Origin of the sequence: Dactylosporangium sp. NPDC049525, assembly GCF_040676755.1 — a bacterium.
Taxonomy (GTDB): domain Bacteria; phylum Actinomycetota; class Actinomycetes; order Mycobacteriales; family Micromonosporaceae; genus Dactylosporangium.
The window spans coordinates 1-17,363 of record NZ_JBFAPO010000018.1; the positions used below are offsets into that span (position 1 = coordinate 1).

Here is a 17,363-nt window from a genome sequence, read left to right on the forward strand (position 1 = left end):
CCTGCGGCGGGGTCCGCAAACAGCACCCCCAACTGTGGGGGGGGGGCGGGGGGGGGGGGCCGCCCCCCCCGGCCTCGAGGTGCGGGCGCTACCGGTTGAACTGGAACCAGTTGAGGTTGGCGAAGTCGGCGCCCGCCGTGCCGGTGAAGGTGAGGAACACCGTGTGGACGCCGGTGGCCGAGCCGGACAGGTTGGTGGTGGTGCTGGTCCAGACCTGCCAGCCGCCGGTCGAGGTGACCGGGACGCTGGCGATGATCGGGCCGGTGGTGGAGTCCAGGCGATACTGGATGGTGCCGCTGGACGCGCCGGAGGCCACCCGCGTGGTCACCGACACCGCGGTCGGGGTGCCGAAGTCCACGCCTGCGTAGCCGAGCCAGTCGCCGGGCGTGATGAAGCCGACGTTCTGGCCGCCGCCGGTGTCGGTGGTGGTCTCGGTCTGGGTGCCGGACTGGCTGCCGAAGCTCTCCGCCTGCCGCACGCTGTAAGCGTTGGGCAGTCCGCCGCCGGCGTTGAACTGCAGCCAGTTGAGGTTGACGAAGTCGGTGCCCGCGGTGCCGGTGAAGGTGAGGTACACCCGGTGCACGCCGGTCGCCGCGCCGGTCAGGTTGGTGGTTTTGCTGGTCCAGACCTGCCAGCCGCCGGTGGAGGTGACCGGGACGCTGGCGATGACCGGGCCGGTGGCGGAGTCCAGCCGGTACTGGATGGTGCCGCTGGACGCGCCGGAGGCCACCCGGGTCGTGACCGAGGCCGGCGACGCCGCGCCGAAGTCGAGGTCATAGGCGAGCGTGTCGCCGGGCGTGATGTAGCCGACGCTCTGCCCGCCACCGGTGTCGGTGGTGGCCTCGGTCTGCGTCCCGGTCTGGGCGTTGAAGCTCTCGGCCTGGATCTGGGTGTACGCGCTGCGCGTCGTCTGCTGGGTGCCCCACGGGACCTGCGGCGAGCTGTAGAAGTTGATCCCCTGCACCGTCCACCGTGGACCCTGCGCGCCGAGCCGCACCTTGAACGTGTCCCAGTTGCGTGCCGACTGCGGCGACCACGCCAGCTCGGCCAGCGCCGGCAGCCGTGGGAACGCCATGAACTCGATGTCGGCCAGCTTGGTGATCGTCTCGGTCCACAGTGGAGCCTCAACGCCGAGAATTGCGCTGGCCGGCACGCCGGACAGGTAGGCGCCCGGGTCCCAGTTGTACGCGGTCTGCACCTCGATCAGGCCGGCCCATGACTGGCCGATCGGGGTCGAGTTGGTGTACTTCATGTCGAGGTACGCCTTGTTCGCCGGCGACAGCAGGATCTTGTCACCCTTGCTCACCGCTGCGCTCAGGTCCGCGTCCGATGTGGACGTTCCCCAGTACTGCGCGACCCGGTTCGCCGTGTGGGCGGCCTGCCCGATCTGGTGCCAGCCCATGACGGTCTTGCCGGCCGCGCCGACGAAGGGCTGCACGCGGTTCATGAACGTGGTGTAGTCCGCCGCCGGCGTGCTCGACGCCTCGTCGCCGCCGACGTGCAGATACGGGCCAGGGGTGATGGCGGCGAGCTCGTTGAGCACCTGCTGCACGAAGGTGTACGTGACCTCCTTGCTCACGCACAGCGAGCTGAAGCCGACGGCCGTGCCGGTGTAGAGCGGCGGGGCCGTGTTGTTGCAGTTGAGCTGGGCGTAGGAGGCGAGCGCGGCGTTGGTGTGCCCGGGCATGTCGATCTCGGGCACAATGGTGATCTGCCGCGACGCCGCGTAGGAGACCAGGTCGGAGTACTGCGCCTTGGTGTAGTAGCCGCCCGCGCCGCCGCCCACCTGGGTGCTGCCGCCAATGGTCGTCAGCTGCGGCCAGGCGTCGATCACGATGCGCCAGCCCTGGTCGTCGGACAGGTGCAGGTGCAAGGTATTGATCTTGTACTGCGCGATCTCGTCGATGTACCGCTTCACCACGTCAGGGGCGAAGAAGTGCCGCGACACGTCGAGCATCGCGCCGCGGTACCCGTACCGCGGGTAGTCGATGATCCGGCCGCCGGTGACCGTCCACGGTCCACTCTGGACGGTCCGCGCCTCGATCGTCACCGGCAGCAGCTGCCGCAGCGTCTGCACGCCGTGGAACAGCCCGGCCGCGGTCTGCGCGCGGAGCGTGACGACGGCGGCGGTCACGTCGAGCTGGTAGCCCTCGGCGCCCACGCTCGGGTCGGCGCCGGACAGCAGCAGCGCGATGCCGCTCGTCGGCGTGCCGGTCGTGGTGGAGACCGGCAGCGCGTAGCCGGTCGACGGGCGGAGGATGCCGGCGAGATAGTTGCCGACGTCGGTGGCGCCGGCCGCGGTCTGGATCGCGGCGTTCGACGGCAGCGTGTAGGTCACGCCGGCCGCGGGCTGCGCCGACACCGGCGCGGGTACGACGTCGGAGAGGCTCACCGCGGCATTTGCCGGGGAGGCCGCCAGCAGCCACACGGCGCCGGCGGCGGCGGTCGCGACGGCCACGGCGGAGGCGAGCAGCAAATTGCGCGGGGAACGGTGCACGGCATCCTCCAGCGAAACTGTTAAGTTTCCTGCTAGTTTGACGGCACGCTATGTCCCGCGCGGGAAAGTGTCAAGGGAGCCACCTCCCTCCGACTTCCTCCCGGCTGTGCTGATTTGGTGTCTGGTTATTCTGCTGCCCTGTCAATGCCGACCCCGGAGGGCCGCAGTGTCGATCACCAGCACTGTTGATGGTTACAGGTTGTGGTACGACGTCGTCGGCGACGGCCCAGCGCTGGTGTTCCCGGCGCGGCTCCGGACTGAGTTCGCCGCGTTGGCAGCCGCGTTGGCCGGCCGCTACCGGGTCGTTCGTTACAAGCCACGCCAAGTCGTCGGTGTGATGGAGGCCGATGAGGAGGCGGGCGGACCTTGGGATCCAGGACGACTCGGCACCGTTGGCCGCCCTGCGCGGGCCGAAAGTCCTTTGGTTCGGCAGCCGGGACTGCGAGCCCGACTGCCGCATGTACGACTTTGTCGGAGGCGCGGCCATTGCCCGCAATATCCGCTCGCGCGCCGCTCAACTGAGCGAGGTTGGCTTCGAGCTGATCGAGATCGACGGTCAGGACCACATCGGCGCGCTCGCGGCCACGGACGTGGTTGCCCCGCTGCTCATCGCGGCGCTGGCGAAGGCTGGCTGGTGAACCCGGACGGTCGGCTTGTGGGCGCGCGCCGGCGCTGACCAGATGCCGGTCGAGGGGCACATGCACATGCATCTGAACCTGTACGGTGCTCGCGTGACGACGCCGCCCTCTCCCCCCGGCCCGAACCCGGACTTCCCTGCGTGGGGCGCACCTGACGCTCCCGCACCGGGCATGCCGACCTCCGGCATACCAGTGTCCGGCATGCCTACGTCCGGCATGCCTACGTCCGGCATGCCTACCTCCGCGACACCCGCCTCCGGGATGCCCGCGTACGGGATGCCGACGTCCGGGCTACCCGCCTCCGGGATGCCCGCGTACGGAATGCCGGACGCGTCCGGGATGCCGCCTGCCGGTGCTCCCAATTGGATGGCGCCGCCCACCGGTCCCGTCATCGGCGGCCCTGGCACAGGGTGGCCGAGCGGTGATCGGGTCACGCCCACGCGGTCGAGCAACAAGCTGGTCGTCGGCGTCGTCGCCGTCGTGCTCGTGCTGGTGTGTGGCGTCGCCGGGGTCGCAGCCGTCGTCAGCGGTGGCCCCGAGCAGAAACCGACCGCCGCGGGTGCGGCCGGCGGCTCATCGGCGAGCCCGACGCCGAGCAAGGCACCGGAGCCGCTGACCGTCGCCGCGTACCAGACGCTGCTGACCGAGGTCGACGCGCTGATGGGGCCGGCGTGGCAGAAGGTCGTCGCGGCGAAGAACCAGACGGCGACGGCCGAGGCCGCGCAGGCGCTGGCCGAGGCGGCCAAGGCGAGCGGGCCGAGGTTCGCGTACCTCACCCCGCCGAAGGAGGCGGCCGCCGGCCACGAGCAGATCAAGCGGGCGTTCGACTCGTTGAGCAGCGACTTCAGCACGCTGGCCGGGTCCACGAAGTCGGGCGAGATCTGCGCCGGTTCCTCGGCGGTCGCCCAGGTGACCGGCTCGCAGTCGGCGACCTACCTTCGGGAGGCGGTCAAGGCCTTCGGGTCCACCTTCACGTTCGGCGCGTGGCTGCCGGCACCGGTCGCCCAGCAGACCCGCACGCTGGCGAACGGCACCATGGTGAAGAAGGGGACCCTCAACGGCTCAGGCGAATTCACGATCAACAACAGCGGCAGCGAGACCGACGTCGTCGTGAGCCTGGTCCCGAACGGCGCCAAGGTCGCGACCTTCACGGTCTACGTCTCGGCCGGCAAGACGTTCAAGGTCAAGAAGGTCAAGGACGGCAGCTACCAGGTGTACATGGCCACCGGCGTCGACTGGGACGCGGGCGTCGTCGGGTTCACCCGCTCCTGCGAGTTCGAGAAATTTGCCGACGTCTTCGAATTCAAGACCACGAGCAGGCAGTACACCACCTGGGAGATCACCCTCAAGGCCGGCATCGGCGGCAACGCCGACACCGACTCGGTCAACCCCGGCGACTTCCCGCAGTGACGAGGGTCCACGGCGTTCGCTTGCTGCCAAGCTGACCGCCGCCGGTGACGGCGCCTGCCGAGCGTCGTCACCGGCACGGAACCCCTGCCGCACCGGCGTGGTCGGCGCCGCCGCGGCGCGCGTCAGTCCAGTGACAGCATCACCTTGCGTAGCAGTCCGTTGAGCTGCACCAGGTCGTCGTGCGAGAGCGCACCGAGCACGTGCTGGTCGCGTGCCATGGCCTCGAAGATGTACTTGTTCCAGGCCGCGCGGCCATCCGCCGTCGGCCGGATGATCACTCGCCGCCGGTCGGTCCCGTCCACCTCGCGATGCACGAGCCCAGCGGCCACCAGCCGGTCGAGTCGTTTGGTCATTGCCGCCCGGGTCACGTGGGTCGCCTCGGCCAGCTGCGCCGGGCTCGCCTCGGTCGGGTACGGCTGGACCATCAGCGCGTGCAGCGTCCGGTAGTCCTCCATCGTGAAGTCTTCGGCATCCGCGAACGCCGTGGCGTCCGCCCGCCGCACATGCCGCAGGATCTGGCCCATCCGGACCAACGCGCCCTCGACCTCCGGCACGAACGCGGGGTCGTCCTTCCAGAACGCCGCCCAGCGGGTCACGTGGTGGTCGACGTCGTCCCTTACCTGCGCCATACCGCCATTCTGCCACCGGCTGATTATTAAATTGTGAATAGTTCACCAGTGAACTACCGTCTCGATCCATGACCCGGATCTCCGACTTCCGCCTGCTCGCCACCGGCCAAACCCTCTCCTGGATCGGCAACGGCTTCCAGACCGTGGCGCTCGCTGTCGCCGTGATCCGGGCGGGAGGCGGCGCCCGCGATCTCGGCCTGGTCATGGCCTGCTCGGTCGCGGCCATGCTGGCTTGCACGCTGTTCGGCGGCGTCTGGGCCGACCGGCTGCAACCCCAGCGCGTCATGGTCGTGTCCGACCTGGTCCGCCTGCTCGGCGCGGCGGCGATGGCGGTCATGTTCGCCGTCGGTGACTACCACCTGCTCCTGCTCTGCGCGCTCGCCACGATCTCGGCGGGCGCCGGCAGCTTCTTCAGCCCGGCGATGATCGCACTCAAGCCGCTCCTCGTCCCGGTCGACAAGCGGCAAGCGGCGAACGCGACGCTCAGCATGCTCCAGACCGGCAGTTCGGTGGCAGGCCCCGCGCTCGGCGGTCTTACTGTCGCCGCCCTCGGCGCACCGGCCGGCTTCGCCATCAACGCGGCCAGCTTCCTCGCCTCGATGGCCGCGGCGCTGCTGCTCCGCGTGCGCGCCGAGCGCGGCCCACACGCGTCGATGCTCCGCGAGCTCGCCGACGGATGGCGCGAGGTGAGCCGCCGCGACTGGCTGGTCGGCGGCCTGTTCGGCGCCACGGTCTACCACATCGCCAACGGCGTCATCCTCGTCCTGGTCCAGGTGGTCGCCATCGAGCGCCTCGGCGGCGCCGCGGCTGCCGGCTTCATCGCCTCCGCCGAAGGCCTCGGCGGGGTGATCGGCGCGGCCGTCGCGATGCGCCTCAGACCCAAACGCCTGCTGCGGGCCGGCTGGCTCACCCTGATGCTGATGCCGCTGTGGGCGCTGGCGTATGTCTGGCCCGCCCAGCTCACCGCTGTGCTGGCCGGCGCGGTCATCGGCTACGCCGGCCTGATCTACTTCGATGTCGCCTGGGAGACCGCCATCCAGGACAACGTGCCGCACCGCGCCCTCGGACGCGTCGGCTCGTGGGACTTCTTGACCTCATTCATCGCCATGCCGGTCGGCAACGTGCTGGCGGGGCCGCTCGCACACGCATATGGCACCGACCGGGTCCTCACGGTGAGCGCGGCGGTCCTCTTCACAGCCGCCCTGTCCCAGCTGTTCATCCCCGGCACCCGCCGGCTCACCCGGGCGACACCCTTGCAGGCCACGCTCAGTTAGCCGGTCAGCGTCGCGGTCGCGGAGCCGCCGAGGTTGCTGCGCACGGTGGTGACCTGCGGGTTGTCGAGCCAGCCGCGCTGGTCGCTGTACTTTCCGCCGCCCTTGTTGGTCAAGTTGAACATGAAGGAGCCCGACTGCGAGTAGACGGACAGGATCGCGTTCGGGTTGGTGCTTGTCGCCTCGATCGTGAGCAGCCGCGCCTTCCACCGCGCCTTGGTGATCGTCACCCGGCACCGCGCCCGCTCAGTCGTCGACGGCCTGTGCCGCGGCGGCGATCGGCTCGAGCTCCGCGATCAGTTCGGCGAGTTCGTCCGTGCTGAGCACCTCGTACGCCGGCGCCGCGAGCTCGTCGGTGAGGGCCTCGATCTGCTCCCTGAGCTCCCGGCCGGCGACGGTGAACCCGCCGTCGGCGTCCACGAGGCCGCGGCCGCGCAGCCCGTCGATGACAGCGGCCAGCCGGGCCTTGGGCAGGTGGTGGATCCGGCCGAACTCCTCCGCCCTCATCCCGAGGGAGAGCGCGAGGAGGACGTGGGCCTCGGTGCCGCCGATGCCGTGGGCGAGCAGGGCGGCGTTGTGACCGTCCCCGCGATGCTCCCGTAGCAGCGTCGCAGCGTGCCAAAGCCTGGCCACCGGTTCCTCGGGCACCTCGATCGCCCGGAGCCCGGCGTACAGCGCCCGGCCCTCGGTCGGCGCGCTGAGCGCTGCCCGGGTGGCGAGGTCGGCGACCCGCACCAGACCGGGAGCATCGGCGAGTCCCCCGATCACCTGTCGGAGCGCGGCGGCGCTGCCCCGCTCGCGTACGGCAATCGCCTCCTGCGGGGTGATCTTCCCCCAGACCCACGGGATGTGGCGCGCCACCTCGCCGTCGGCGAAGTTGTAGAAGACCGCGTGCACCACCCCGGCCGGCGCCAGTCCCAGCGGCGCCGCCCGGCCCGCGAAGTACCCGTCCCAATAGTTGCGCATGCCGAGGGCCAGGAACGCCTCGTTGGGCACCTCGGAGAAGGTGATCGCGGCGATCGGCTCGACGAGCTCGAACATGCGGTGGATCTTGGCCTGTGGGTGCGGCATCGGTCGGCATCTCCTGTGGTCGTGACGGCGCCCTGGTGGGCACCCTCTCACCTCAGCTACGAACGACACGGCCCGGATACGACACCTCCGGTCGACATCAATCCAACTGAGCCATGCCACGGCTCCCGTGGGTGGCGTCACTGACGCTGGCGAGCGCCTCGGCCAAGGGGAGCGGATTGATGTAGTCGCGGTACGACAGGACCTGGCCATTGCGGACGCGGAACACCGCGATGACCGTCTGCTCGAACGGCGCGCCGGTCGCGATGACGGTCCCGTGAGCTTCGTATTCCACGATGATCACCTCGGGATCGGTCGTTTCGTGCAGCACCACGTTGCGGTACTCGTCGAACCTGATGAATCCTTTGGCCGCCTCGGTCAGGAACCTTCGGATCTCCGCGTGACCCTGCAACCGCGCGGGTACGCCCGCCGGCCGATACGGCCACTCGAGGTACCCCTCGGGAGCCATCAACCCCACAAACGTCTCGGTGTCCTGCTCGCGGCCCGCCCGCAGCATCCGCTCGACGATCTCGCGTGACGTGCCGGTCATCGCCCACCCGCCTTCATTGAACGCCGGTTGATTGAACGAGCGTAGAACGAAATTTGCCGCTCGGTCAACAACCGTAGAATGACCAGGTGACCAACCCGAGCCCTCGGCCGACCCGGGCCCAGCAACGCCACCAGACCGAGGCCCGTATCCTCACCGCGGCCCGCCAGATGTTCGCCGAACTCGGCTACGACCGCACCACGATCCGTGCCGTGGCCTCAGCCGCCGGCGTCGACGCCGGCCTGGTCATGCACTACTTCGGCAGCAAGGACCAGCTCTTCTCACGCGCCGCGGAGCTGCCCGCCGACCAACTGCACATGGGTACGCCCGAACAGGTGGCCGAAGCGTTGCTCACCTCGCTGGCCAACCGCCTCGACAGCGAACCGGTGGCGTCGCTGGCCGTCCTGCGCTCCATGCTCACCAACACCGACGCCGCCGAGCGGTACCGAGCGGCAGCAGAGCCTCAGCTGAGCCAGATCACCGCCGCGATCCCCACCGCCGACGCCGAAATACGCGCCAGCCTGCTCAGCGCAATCGTCCATGGCGTGATCATCGAGCGCTACCTGCTTCGGCTCGGCGGACTCGCCAATGCCGCACCGGAGCAGATCATCGACCTGCTTCGCCCGTGCTTCCAAACACTGGCCACACCCCCGCAACCACCGTCGGCCAGCCGGCCAGCTGCCGATGCGTGAACACCATCCCCAAACCGCTCAACGGTCTGGGTGAGGAAACCTTGCACATAAGGAAAGCGCGTCCACGGGCGTCCGGAACCTGATCACCGCGTGGCGGCTCGAATGCCTGCGACGATCGCGGCAACCAGTAGCCCGAGCACGAGCACGAGCAGCACAACAGGAGCCAGCAATAGCGCCAGTATCAAGATCAACACCACAGCAATTTTCAACTTGGGGCTTGCCCCCGACCAAGCACCCTTGATCGCAGGCCAGACAGGGTTCTTTCCCTGGAGCTTGGCTTTCAGCCCCTCGAAGGCCGCCTGCGTGGCGGGCCCTCGGCTTGCCACAAAATCGTTCAGATCGCCGGCCCAGTCCTCCACCTTCCGCGACGCCTTCGCGGTGGCGTACTGCAGGGCCGCTTCTCGCAGGTCACGCAGCGCAGCTGCCAGGCTCGGCGCCACGGAGGCGCTCGTGGTCGCGCCGCTGGCGATGTTCGATGCTGTCATGTCGTGGTCTCCTCAGCAAGAGTACCTCCACGATGTCGACTGGTTGATCTTGCGCCGCGGACACCGGTGCGGTGCTTGCCTGCAACGCAGGCGAAGCCGGAGCGGGCAGGTCGCGGACCGAGGTGGGCCGCATCTGCGATGCTCGCCCGCCGAACCCCAGATGCCTGCCTGTTGCATCGGCAGGCGTGTGGAAATTGCGTGCGATCCACACCCGAACCGGACGGTAGTCATCGTCCGCGAGGGCGCGGAGGCGATCAGCAGGTGTCGCAGCGTCGCGGGCCTCAAGCACCCGTTGATATCCGAGCATCCGTTCGGCCCGTGTCCTGATCGGTCGCCGGCCCACAGGGTCATCGTGCCAAACGGTGCGCACGCTGGCACTGCCGGATCGCGTCGGCACCGGGCACCCAGTTGTGGCGCAAGCGACAGCTACCTAGCCCTGGGCACACGAAGATCGTCATGATGGTCGGATGAGCGAGAGCTTCCTGCCGTGGCGCGCGTACACCGTGCTGCTGCGGGTCGCGCTCGCCGGTTCGATGTATTCGGCCGGCGTTGCGGTCTGGCTCCTGCGCCCTGGCTTCCATCCGGTGCCGACGCCGGTGTGGCTCAGCGCCTTTCTCGGGTGCTTCCTGCTCCAGGCAGCAGCAATGACCTTCGGCCGAAACTACTGGAGACGCCGGCCGATGGGAGCCGGCGATGGCTCGATGCGGCGCCAATCCTTCGTGACACGGGTCATGTTCGCCGGGGCGGTGGCCTGCATAGTTGTGGTCCTGGTGCTGATCGCACGAATGCCAAGCGCTCCTGCCCTGCCGCCCGGCGCTCCGGAGATCGCGCAAGGGCAGTACGTGTTGAACAACCACGGCTCCCTGACGGCGGTCCCGCGGGACGTGTACCTTCGGGCCGTCGAGGAGGGGCAGACGCTGTTCGCATCGTTCGCCATGGGGTTCTTTCTTGTCGCCGCGGTCGTGGTGTGGATGACGGGCGATCGGCTTGCCGCGCGCGAGAAGACCTTCGCAATCCGGCCGGATACGGCTACCGACAAGCCTGACCGCGCGCAACCATCTGATACCGCCTGAGCCAGCGCCACGATGACGTCGGTCCTGAACGGCCGGAGTCAGGCTTACGCCGTGAAGTGGGGCGGCTGCTCATCATCCTCGAGGACGGTCGCCAGCTCGCCGTGTTTCATCCCGAACTCACACCTGACGACATACCCGCCGTCGAGATTGCGCCCGATCAGCTTGACGCTGCTGGCTCGCTGCTGAGCCACCTCAAGCCGCGCACGCCGATTGCCGGTGTTGATCTGCAGCAGCACCACGTCGCCGACCGACAGCTGTTCTGCGAGCACGAGACGACTCATCCGATACATCTTCCGCCTGCTGCCGACTGCCACCACACGTCCGGCCACCGCCAGTCGCGTCGCTGCCACAGCTCCCGCCTCAGCGCAAACGCGGCCTCCTACCCTGGAAGCGCTGACGCATCCCCTGTGGCCAGCTTCTCGCAGATCGCGCCAACGGCGTCGCGGGTGCGTTGGTCGAGGACGGCGGTGGGCCAGGGTACGGCTCGGCACGCGCTGTTGATGTAGGTGCCGTGCAGTTCGGCCGCGTCCGGGTCGGACGCCAGGTAGACGCTGGATCGGGAGGCACGGACTGCGGCCCGGTGTGTACGCATGTCCGGGATACGCCACGTTGAGGGTCACCCCGCTACCTCGGAGGCGTTCGGCGGTCGCGTAGCTCATCGCCATGAGTGCCAGCTTGGTCTGGTTGTAGTGGGACAGGGCGACGTATGACCGCTCGCCTTGCAGGTTGTCCAGGTCGATCGGGCCGCGGGGCACTCCGCCGGTGATGTTGACGATCCGAGCCGGCGCGGCCCGGATCAGCGCCGGGAGCAAGCCGTTCACGAGCAGGTGAGGCGCCAGAACGTTGGCGGCGAAGGTCGTCTCGATGCCCTCGGGTGTCAACACGCGGCCGGCCCGGGTGACGCCCATATTGTTGACCAGCACGTGGATCTCGCCGTACCGGGCGGCGATGCGCTTGGCCAGTTCGCGCACGTACGTCCTCGCGCGCCTGACGCTCAAGGGCTCGTCGCATAATAGCGATGTGGAGGCGGGTCAGGGATCTTCGGCCGACGAAGCTGACCTTGTGCTGTTCACTGCTCAGCCGCGTGGGGCCGGCAACGCTGCCAGCGCGGGAGTGCTGCTCGTCATCCTCGGTGGGGTCGGGTGGGGCATGTTACGCCTCGTGGACGTGTCCGGACCGGCCAGATGGGTCGGTTGGCTCGTGCTCGGCCTGCTCGGTCTCGTACTGCTTCGGGCACTGAACAGGCACCTCGAGCAGGTCGCGACATGGCTGCGGTGGCGCAACCGGCCACTGCCGGCCATGCGGTTGACCGCCTCCGGTCTCGACTACAGCCCCGCATACACCGGCGAGTTCGAGTTCCACGTTCCATGGGGACCGCCGATGCGGTGCGCGTACCGGCGGGGTCCCGACAACCGCGGCTTCTTCTGGTGCCTGTACCCGTCGGTGATCGACGGTCCCGGCGCACTGCCGACGTCCATACCCAGGACGTGGCCCCTTGCCGAGCGCGCACTCCGCAGCGAGTGGCGCGAACTCGTTCGCGCCTACGGCGTGGACGAGCGGTCACCCGTACAGGCCGCCGCAGTGACCCACCTGGTCATGTACGGCACGCCCATCGCCATCAACCCATACCTGGTGACGGGCGATCCGTTCACCGCATTCGACCGACGCCTGCGCGAACACACCAACGACCGGTGCACACTGCAACCGCCACAGCATCCCGTCGGGCCGACCACACGGCCGGATATCTGGTAGCGCGTGCTGCCGATGAGCGCGCGCCGGCAGGAGCCGCCATCGCCTCTCGGAAGCGTGCGTGGTGACCTGTGTGGTGTGCCGCCAGCAGAAGGGCTCGTACATGGAGGAAGACGACTTCTGGTTACGGCTGGAACGCCGCATCTGTGCAGAGTTTCAGGGCTTCGATGACCAGCAGCTCCGCCGGAACTGGTGCGACGGGCTCGTTGCCGAGCAGTATGAACTGCTGTCCCCGCAGCCGTGTATCCGCGGCCGCGCCTGGTGTGGGGCCGACGGCCAGGAACCCTGGGAGTTCAGGCTGCTGGTCGCTCTGGACACCCGCTCGCGTACGGACATCGACTGGTCGGCATTGTTGCCTGGCGACCGGTTGACCGGTTGGCTGTCGCCGGATCCTCAGCGCAAGACGATGACCATCGACCCACTGAGCGGGCACCAGGACTGAGTACATCCTCAACGTTTGGGCGCGAGCGCCGCGCGCTACGACTGCTTGGCCAGGCGGGCCGGGGTGTGCTCGATGCCACCGCACCAGACGCGGCTGATCGACCGCAGGGCGCGGATGTCCTGCAGCGGGTCGCCGTCGACGAGCACCAGGTCCGCCCGGTGGTGCGGCGCGACGACGCCACGGTCGGTGAGGCCGAAGCGTGCGGCGGGCAGCACGGTCGCGGCGCGCAGCGCGTCGACGGTGCTGAGGCCGGCGTCGACGAGCAGTTCCAGCTCGTGGTGCAGGCTGTCGCCGAAGCTGAAGTTCCCCGCGGACTCGGTGTCGGTGTTGGCGTCGGTGCCGGCCAGGACCGGTACGCCGGCGCGGTACGCGGCGGCGACGCTCGCCCGCGCGTTGTCGTAGCTCGCGCCGGGCATCGCCCACTGCGCCACCATCTGCGGGGGCGTCGACGGCGCCGTCAACGCCTCCATCATGGTCAGCGTCGGGATCAGCATCCGGTCCGCGGCCGCCATCCGGTCCGTCGCGGCGCGGTCCAGTGGCCGGTCCAGCGGCGTGTGGGTGAGCGCGTCGACCCCGGCCGCCTGCGCCATCTCCACGGCCTCGTACGACAGGGCGTGCGCCACGACGAGCCGCCCGAGCCTGTGCGCGGTGGCGACGAGCGCGTCGACGGTGGCCCGGTCGGGGCTGGGCCCGGGCAGGTCGATGAGAATCTTCAGGAAGTTGGAGCCCTCGGCGAACCGTTCGGTCACGAACCGCTCCGCTTCGGCGGCGGTACGGATGAGGCCACGCTCGCCGATCTCCGGGATGTGCGAGTGGACGCTGTCCGGGGCGAGCGCGGCCGTGCCGGCGCTGCGAATGTCGGTGAGCCCCCGGATCCCGCGCATCGAGTCGATGAACCCCGGCGGGGCGTTGGCCATGTCCAGGGCGGTGGTCACCCCGAAGCGCACCAGCCGTTCCAACGCGGACCGCCCGTCGAGGTGCAGGTGGGCGTCGATCAGCCCGGGCAGGAGCACCGCCCCCGCGCCGTCGACGACCGCCTTGATGTCCGAGGCGTCGGACCCGATGTGGTCGCCGTCGAGCAGCACCGTGCCGGGCGGGAGAAGTTGCCTGCCGTCGAACACGCGGACGTTGCGCAGCGCAGTCTTCATAGGCCCGCAGGTGCCCACTTTCCGCGCCGATGAACACCGGTCGGGCGCAGTGCCAGGTGATGTGCAGGTGAGCTACCCGCCGCCACCCCGAGGGTCAGAAGGTGGCGATCGGGTTGACCGGGCTGCCGGACGTACCGGCGAAACGGACCGGCGCGACGGCGAGCTGGAAGTCCCACTGGCCGAGCTCGGCGGCCGTCGTCACGCACGCCTCCAGGTCGCAGTTGTCGAGCAGCCACAGACCCATCGCGACGAGGCCCACGGCGTGCACCGGCATCAACATGTCGTCGTACCCCGACGGCTGAACGTCCTGCGGGGTGTCGGCGCCGATCAGCGCGACCTGCCGTTCCTGCAGCCACGGCAGGCAGGACGCGTGCCAGCCGGCCTGGGTGAAACCGCCGACCGCACCGGCCTCGTGCCGGAAGCGGCCGTAGCCGGTCCGCAGGAGCACCGCATCGCCGGATCGCACCTGTACACCCTGGCGACGCTCGGCCTCCTCGAGATCCTCGGGGAACACGCCCTGCCCCGGCTCCAACCACGGCACGTCGCGGACCGCCGCGATGTCCAGCAGGACGCCACGCGTGACGATCCCGTTCGCCGCCGCCGTGACCGCACCCCACGCCGATCCCGTCGCGGCGTCCACCAACGAATGCGACCGCCCGTTGTACATCGTGCCGTCCCAGAAGATGTGGCACGGCGAGTCGACGTGGGTGATGGTGTTGCCGTGGAACGTGATGCCGAGCCGCTCGGACGAATAGCCCCAGCGCCGGTCGTTGCGGAACGTGGGTGCCGGCATGTTCTCGGCACCCGGCATGTCGGCGGCGCACGGGCACGTCGTCGTCGACCGCTCCATGTCCTCCGGAACGGCAACCTCCCACGCGCACGACACGCTCCTGCCGTGGCGCACCGCCCGCGCCGCCGCCACCCGGACGTCGTCGGTGATGTGGTTCAGCGTGCCGCGTTCGTCGTCGTCGCCCCACCGTCCCCAGTTCGACAACGTGCTGAAGTATCCGAGCACCTCATCCTGCGTGGGTATCGGCCGCCCTGCCGTCATCGCAGCATCGACTCCTCCGGTAGCGCGCTTCGAGGTACCGCAGGCACTGTATCCCGGCCCTCGCCGGTGACACGCCAGGTCCGCCGGAACACCGTGACTCGTCTATCGTTCTGTCTGTGCTTGGGGTGGGCGGCAGGGCGAGCTTCTGGACTCTGGTGACCTGCGGCGCGGTGGTGACGGTAGGGGCCTGGCTCGGGTTCTGGTGGTTGGCGGTGCCACGCCACGAGATCTGCGCGATGACGCTCCCAGCGCCCGCCGGTTGCGGCTCCGGCCGGGTGCCTGTCGCCGTGCTCTGGTCCGCCATCACGCTGGGGCTCTACGGTGTCGTGCTGCTTGTCGCGGCGAAGGTGCCCAGGCGTCGATGGGGGATCCTCGCCGTCCTCGGCCAGATCATCGCGGCTGCCTGGGGCTACTTCGCGGTGCTGTACACCTGACGGTCGATGTGAGAATCCATCGGATCCGCTGGTCATAGTGGCCTGTTCGGGCCTGCCGCGGAACGACCGCCACCCATACACTGCCCGTTGATCATCGGCCGGACGCAGCGTCTCCGGCCACTACGGGGAGGAAGAACCGTGTCGTTCGCGCTTACGCGGCGGTCCGCAATGCTCGGCGCCGTTGCCGCCACGACGGCCGTGGCGGTGCCCACGGCCGTAATCGGGCAGCAGAAGGCCGCCCGGGCGACCGTGGCCGGTCAGGTCGGCAGGATCTCGTACTTCGTCGCCGGGGTGGTTTGGACTGCCAACGCCGACGGATCTGATCAGCGCCAGCTGGGCGTGGGCACGATGCACAACAGCTCGGGCAACTGGACTCCCGACGGCAGCCGGTTCGTCTACAGCGGCGCTGAGGGGCCCTGGTCCGTCCGCTCGGACGGCACCGACAACTACCAGCTCCTGCCGTTCAGCCAGGCCGGCGCCGCGATCAACCCGGTGTACGCCTACGGCGGCCGGTACGTCATCTACGGCAGCCACGGCAAGCTGTCGATCGTCAGCGCCACCGGCAACTGGCAGTACGGTGAGCAGCTGTTCAGCGTCCCCGACGACGGCAAGCTCGACAGCAGCCCCGCGGTCGCGAGCGACAACACCATCGTCTACCAGCACCACCCCTCGATTGAGAACGACCTCGGTTCCGACATCTACCGCGTCGACAGTTTCACCAGCGTCACAAAGATCATCGACGATGGTTCGGCGCCGGACTTCTCGCCGGACAGCACGAAGCTCGCGTTCGTGCGCAGCGACGCCAGCGGCACCCAGATCTGGACCGCCAACGCGGACGGCAGCAACCAGGTGCAGCTGACCACCCCGGAGAACTCCGGCAGCAGGAACAACTGCGAGCCGAAGTGGTCACCGGACGGGGAGTTCATCCTGTTCTCCAGCGACGCGGGCACGTACCTCGTGAAGATCAAGCGGATCCATGTCGAGACCAAAGACGTCGTCACGATCATCCAGAGCGGCCGTAGAGCGGCGTGGCAGCCGGTCAACCCCAACTACGTCGAGCGGGTCTGGGGGCAGACAGCACTGGACACCGCAGTCGCGACCTCCCGGTACAACTGGGCCGACCGCAACGTCGAGGACGGCATCCGTGCGCAGGCCCAGGCCGTTGTCCTGTCCCGCGACGACATGTACCTCGATGCCCTCGGCGGCTCCGCCCTCGCCGTGGTCAAGCAGGGCCCGCTGCTCATCACGCCCCGCACCGGCCTGCACGCCTCGACGAAGGCCGAGATGCAGCGGATCCTCGGCGACAGCGGCACCGTGTACCTGCTCGGCGGCACCGTCGCGCTGTCAGCGGCGGTCGAGAACCAGGTCAAGGCGCTCGGCTACACCACGGTCCGGCTGGCCGGCGCGACCGAGTACGACACCGCGATCGCCGTGGCGAAAGCGATCGACCCGAACCCGTCGGCCGTCATCCTCGCCACGTCGCTGAAGTACTACGACGCCCTCGCCGCGGGCGCGGCCGCCGGTGCGAACCCGGGCACCGTCATCGTGCTCACCAACGGCGACAGCATGCCCGCCGCGACCGCCGCGTACCTCAACACGCTCAACCCCGACCCGGACAACGGCGCCATGATGATCGGTGTCGGCGGCCCCGGTGTCCGGGCGCTGCTCAACGCCCACAACGGCAACCAGATGCCGAACTGGCCCGACGTCATTGACTACTGGCCGGTCTACGGAGCGACGGAGTACGAGACCGCGATCGAGGTCGCCGAGTTCTTCTTCAACGGCCCCCGGACCGCCGCCGTCGCCACCGCCACCACCTGGTTCGACGCCCTGACCGGCGGCTCGATGGTCGGCTCGAACTCCGGCCCGCTGCTGCTGTCCGCCCCGGGCAGCCTCAGCCCGCAGACCCGCGCCTACCTCTCCCGCAACTCCGGCACCGTGAAATACGCGACGCTGCTCGGCGGTGTCCTCGCCCTCAAGGATGCCCTCATCGACCCGCTCGGCAACGCCATCTCGGTGCCCGGCGCGTTCAAGTACGTGCAGTACACCGAGAACTTCACGGTGCCGAACCTGAAGGCCAAGGCCCTCGCCGGCGGTGACGCCCAGCAGCGCGGGCTCGCCGGAGGCAAGCAGACCAAGGCCCAGATCCCCGGCGCGAAGACCCGCAAGCCGAAGCGCTCCGGCGCCTGACCGCCGTTCGTGAAAAGAGGCCCGGCGCCGGGCCTCTTT

18 protein-coding genes and 2 pseudogenes are annotated in these 17,363 nt (G+C 69.2%); 10 read left to right on the forward strand and 10 right to left on the reverse strand.

The genetic code is table 11. From position 1 onward, the window contains the following. Window positions 1–88: 88 nt before the first annotated feature. Window positions 89–2,497 (reverse strand): family 20 glycosylhydrolase, encoded by a 2,409-nt coding sequence (locus tag AB0K00_RS25050; RefSeq protein WP_363524064.1) that lies wholly within the window; start codon window positions 2,495–2,497, stop codon window positions 89–91. Between the two features lie 458 nt (window positions 2,498–2,955). On the opposite strand from AB0K00_RS25050, the gene AB0K00_RS25055 reads away from it, so the two are divergent. From AB0K00_RS25055 to AB0K00_RS25065, 3 genes and pseudogenes are all read left to right on the forward strand, one after another. After that, a complete protein-coding gene (locus AB0K00_RS25055) occupies window positions 2,956–3,135 on the forward strand; it encodes a hypothetical protein (protein ID WP_363524066.1) in 180 nt (59 codons plus the stop codon). A gap of 260 nt (window positions 3,136–3,395) precedes the next feature. Then, a pseudogene (locus AB0K00_RS25060) lies at window positions 3,396–3,560 on the forward strand (hypothetical protein); the annotation flags it as partial. Continuing rightward, entirely contained in the window at window positions 3,502–4,545 is a 1,044-nt protein-coding gene (locus AB0K00_RS25065) for a hypothetical protein (RefSeq protein WP_363524069.1), read from the forward strand. The pseudogene AB0K00_RS25060 and the gene AB0K00_RS25065, both read left to right, overlap by 59 nt. A gap of 122 nt (window positions 4,546–4,667) precedes the next feature. On the opposite strand, the gene AB0K00_RS25070 is transcribed toward AB0K00_RS25065, so the two are convergent. Continuing rightward, window positions 4,668–5,174: a MarR family transcriptional regulator gene (locus tag AB0K00_RS25070; protein ID WP_363524072.1), complete on the reverse strand. Its 507-nt coding sequence runs from the start codon at window positions 5,172–5,174 to the stop codon at window positions 4,668–4,670. A gap of 68 nt (window positions 5,175–5,242) precedes the next feature. Between AB0K00_RS25070 and AB0K00_RS25075 the strand changes: the two genes are divergently transcribed. Beyond that, window positions 5,243–6,448 (forward strand): MFS transporter, encoded by a 1,206-nt coding sequence (locus AB0K00_RS25075; protein WP_363524075.1) that lies wholly within the window; start codon window positions 5,243–5,245, stop codon window positions 6,446–6,448. Here AB0K00_RS25075 and AB0K00_RS25080 read toward each other — a convergent pair. From AB0K00_RS25080 to AB0K00_RS25090, 3 genes are all read right to left on the reverse strand, one after another. Continuing rightward, complete coding sequence (locus AB0K00_RS25080) at window positions 6,445–6,675, reverse strand: hypothetical protein (protein ID WP_363524078.1); 231 nt, start codon at window positions 6,673–6,675, stop codon at window positions 6,445–6,447. The genes AB0K00_RS25075 and AB0K00_RS25080 overlap by 4 nt on opposite strands. 16 nt (window positions 6,676–6,691) lie before the next feature. After that, window positions 6,692–7,516 carry a MarR family winged helix-turn-helix transcriptional regulator gene (locus AB0K00_RS25085; RefSeq protein ID WP_363524081.1) on the reverse strand — a complete coding sequence of 275 codons (825 nt, stop codon included), beginning with the start codon at window positions 7,514–7,516 and terminating at the stop codon, window positions 6,692–6,694. A gap of 97 nt (window positions 7,517–7,613) precedes the next feature. Beyond that, on the reverse strand, window positions 7,614–8,063 hold the full coding sequence (locus tag AB0K00_RS25090) for a nuclear transport factor 2 family protein (protein ID WP_363524084.1): 450 nt from the start codon (window positions 8,061–8,063) through the stop codon (window positions 7,614–7,616). Between the two features lie 86 nt (window positions 8,064–8,149). Between AB0K00_RS25090 and AB0K00_RS25095 the strand changes: the two genes are divergently transcribed. Continuing rightward, window positions 8,150–8,752: a TetR family transcriptional regulator gene (locus AB0K00_RS25095; RefSeq protein ID WP_363524087.1), complete on the forward strand. Its 603-nt coding sequence runs from the start codon at window positions 8,150–8,152 to the stop codon at window positions 8,750–8,752. Between the two features lie 83 nt (window positions 8,753–8,835). Here the strand turns inward: AB0K00_RS25095 and AB0K00_RS25100 are convergent, their stop codons facing one another. Then, window positions 8,836–9,237: a hypothetical protein gene (locus AB0K00_RS25100; RefSeq protein ID WP_363524089.1), complete on the reverse strand. Its 402-nt coding sequence runs from the start codon at window positions 9,235–9,237 to the stop codon at window positions 8,836–8,838. Window positions 9,238–9,704: 467 nt separating this feature from the next. Between AB0K00_RS25100 and AB0K00_RS25105 the strand changes: the two genes are divergently transcribed. Further along, window positions 9,705–10,310: a hypothetical protein gene (locus AB0K00_RS25105; protein WP_363524092.1), complete on the forward strand. Its 606-nt coding sequence runs from the start codon at window positions 9,705–9,707 to the stop codon at window positions 10,308–10,310. A gap of 44 nt (window positions 10,311–10,354) precedes the next feature. On the opposite strand, the gene AB0K00_RS25110 is transcribed toward AB0K00_RS25105, so the two are convergent. Both AB0K00_RS25110 and AB0K00_RS25115 read right to left on the reverse strand, forming a co-directional pair. Then, window positions 10,355–10,591 (reverse strand): hypothetical protein, encoded by a 237-nt coding sequence (locus tag AB0K00_RS25110; protein ID WP_363524619.1) that lies wholly within the window; start codon window positions 10,589–10,591, stop codon window positions 10,355–10,357. Between the two features lie 354 nt (window positions 10,592–10,945). Beyond that, window positions 10,946–11,233: pseudogene (locus AB0K00_RS25115) on the reverse strand (3-oxoacyl-ACP reductase); the annotation flags it as partial. Between AB0K00_RS25115 and AB0K00_RS25120 the strand changes: the two are divergent. Continuing rightward, window positions 11,154–12,062 carry a hypothetical protein gene (locus AB0K00_RS25120; protein WP_363524622.1) on the forward strand — a complete coding sequence of 303 codons (909 nt, stop codon included), beginning with the start codon at window positions 11,154–11,156 and terminating at the stop codon, window positions 12,060–12,062. The pseudogene AB0K00_RS25115 and the gene AB0K00_RS25120 overlap by 80 nt on opposite strands. A gap of 100 nt (window positions 12,063–12,162) precedes the next feature. Then, window positions 12,163–12,501 carry a hypothetical protein gene (locus AB0K00_RS25125; protein ID WP_363524094.1) on the forward strand — a complete coding sequence of 113 codons (339 nt, stop codon included), beginning with the start codon at window positions 12,163–12,165 and terminating at the stop codon, window positions 12,499–12,501. A gap of 35 nt (window positions 12,502–12,536) precedes the next feature. Here AB0K00_RS25125 and AB0K00_RS25130 read toward each other — a convergent pair whose 3' ends face one another. After that, window positions 12,537–13,649 carry an amidohydrolase family protein gene (locus AB0K00_RS25130; RefSeq protein ID WP_363524097.1) on the reverse strand — a complete coding sequence of 371 codons (1,113 nt, stop codon included), beginning with the start codon at window positions 13,647–13,649 and terminating at the stop codon, window positions 12,537–12,539. Window positions 13,650–13,743: 94 nt separating this feature from the next. Then, the gene (locus AB0K00_RS25135; protein ID WP_363524100.1) at window positions 13,744–14,700 is read right to left on the reverse strand and encodes a cyclase family protein; all 957 of its coding nucleotides are present in this window, start codon (window positions 14,698–14,700) and stop codon (window positions 13,744–13,746) included. Between the two features lie 116 nt (window positions 14,701–14,816). Between AB0K00_RS25135 and AB0K00_RS25140 the strand changes: the two genes are divergently transcribed. Both AB0K00_RS25140 and AB0K00_RS25145 read left to right on the forward strand, forming a co-directional pair. After that, window positions 14,817–15,134 (forward strand): hypothetical protein, encoded by a 318-nt coding sequence (locus AB0K00_RS25140; RefSeq protein ID WP_363524103.1) that lies wholly within the window; start codon window positions 14,817–14,819, stop codon window positions 15,132–15,134. A 138-nt stretch (window positions 15,135–15,272) separates the two neighbouring features. Next, window positions 15,273–17,324 (forward strand): cell wall-binding repeat-containing protein, encoded by a 2,052-nt coding sequence (locus AB0K00_RS25145; protein WP_363524105.1) that lies wholly within the window; start codon window positions 15,273–15,275, stop codon window positions 17,322–17,324. Window positions 17,325–17,363 lie beyond the last annotated feature (39 nt).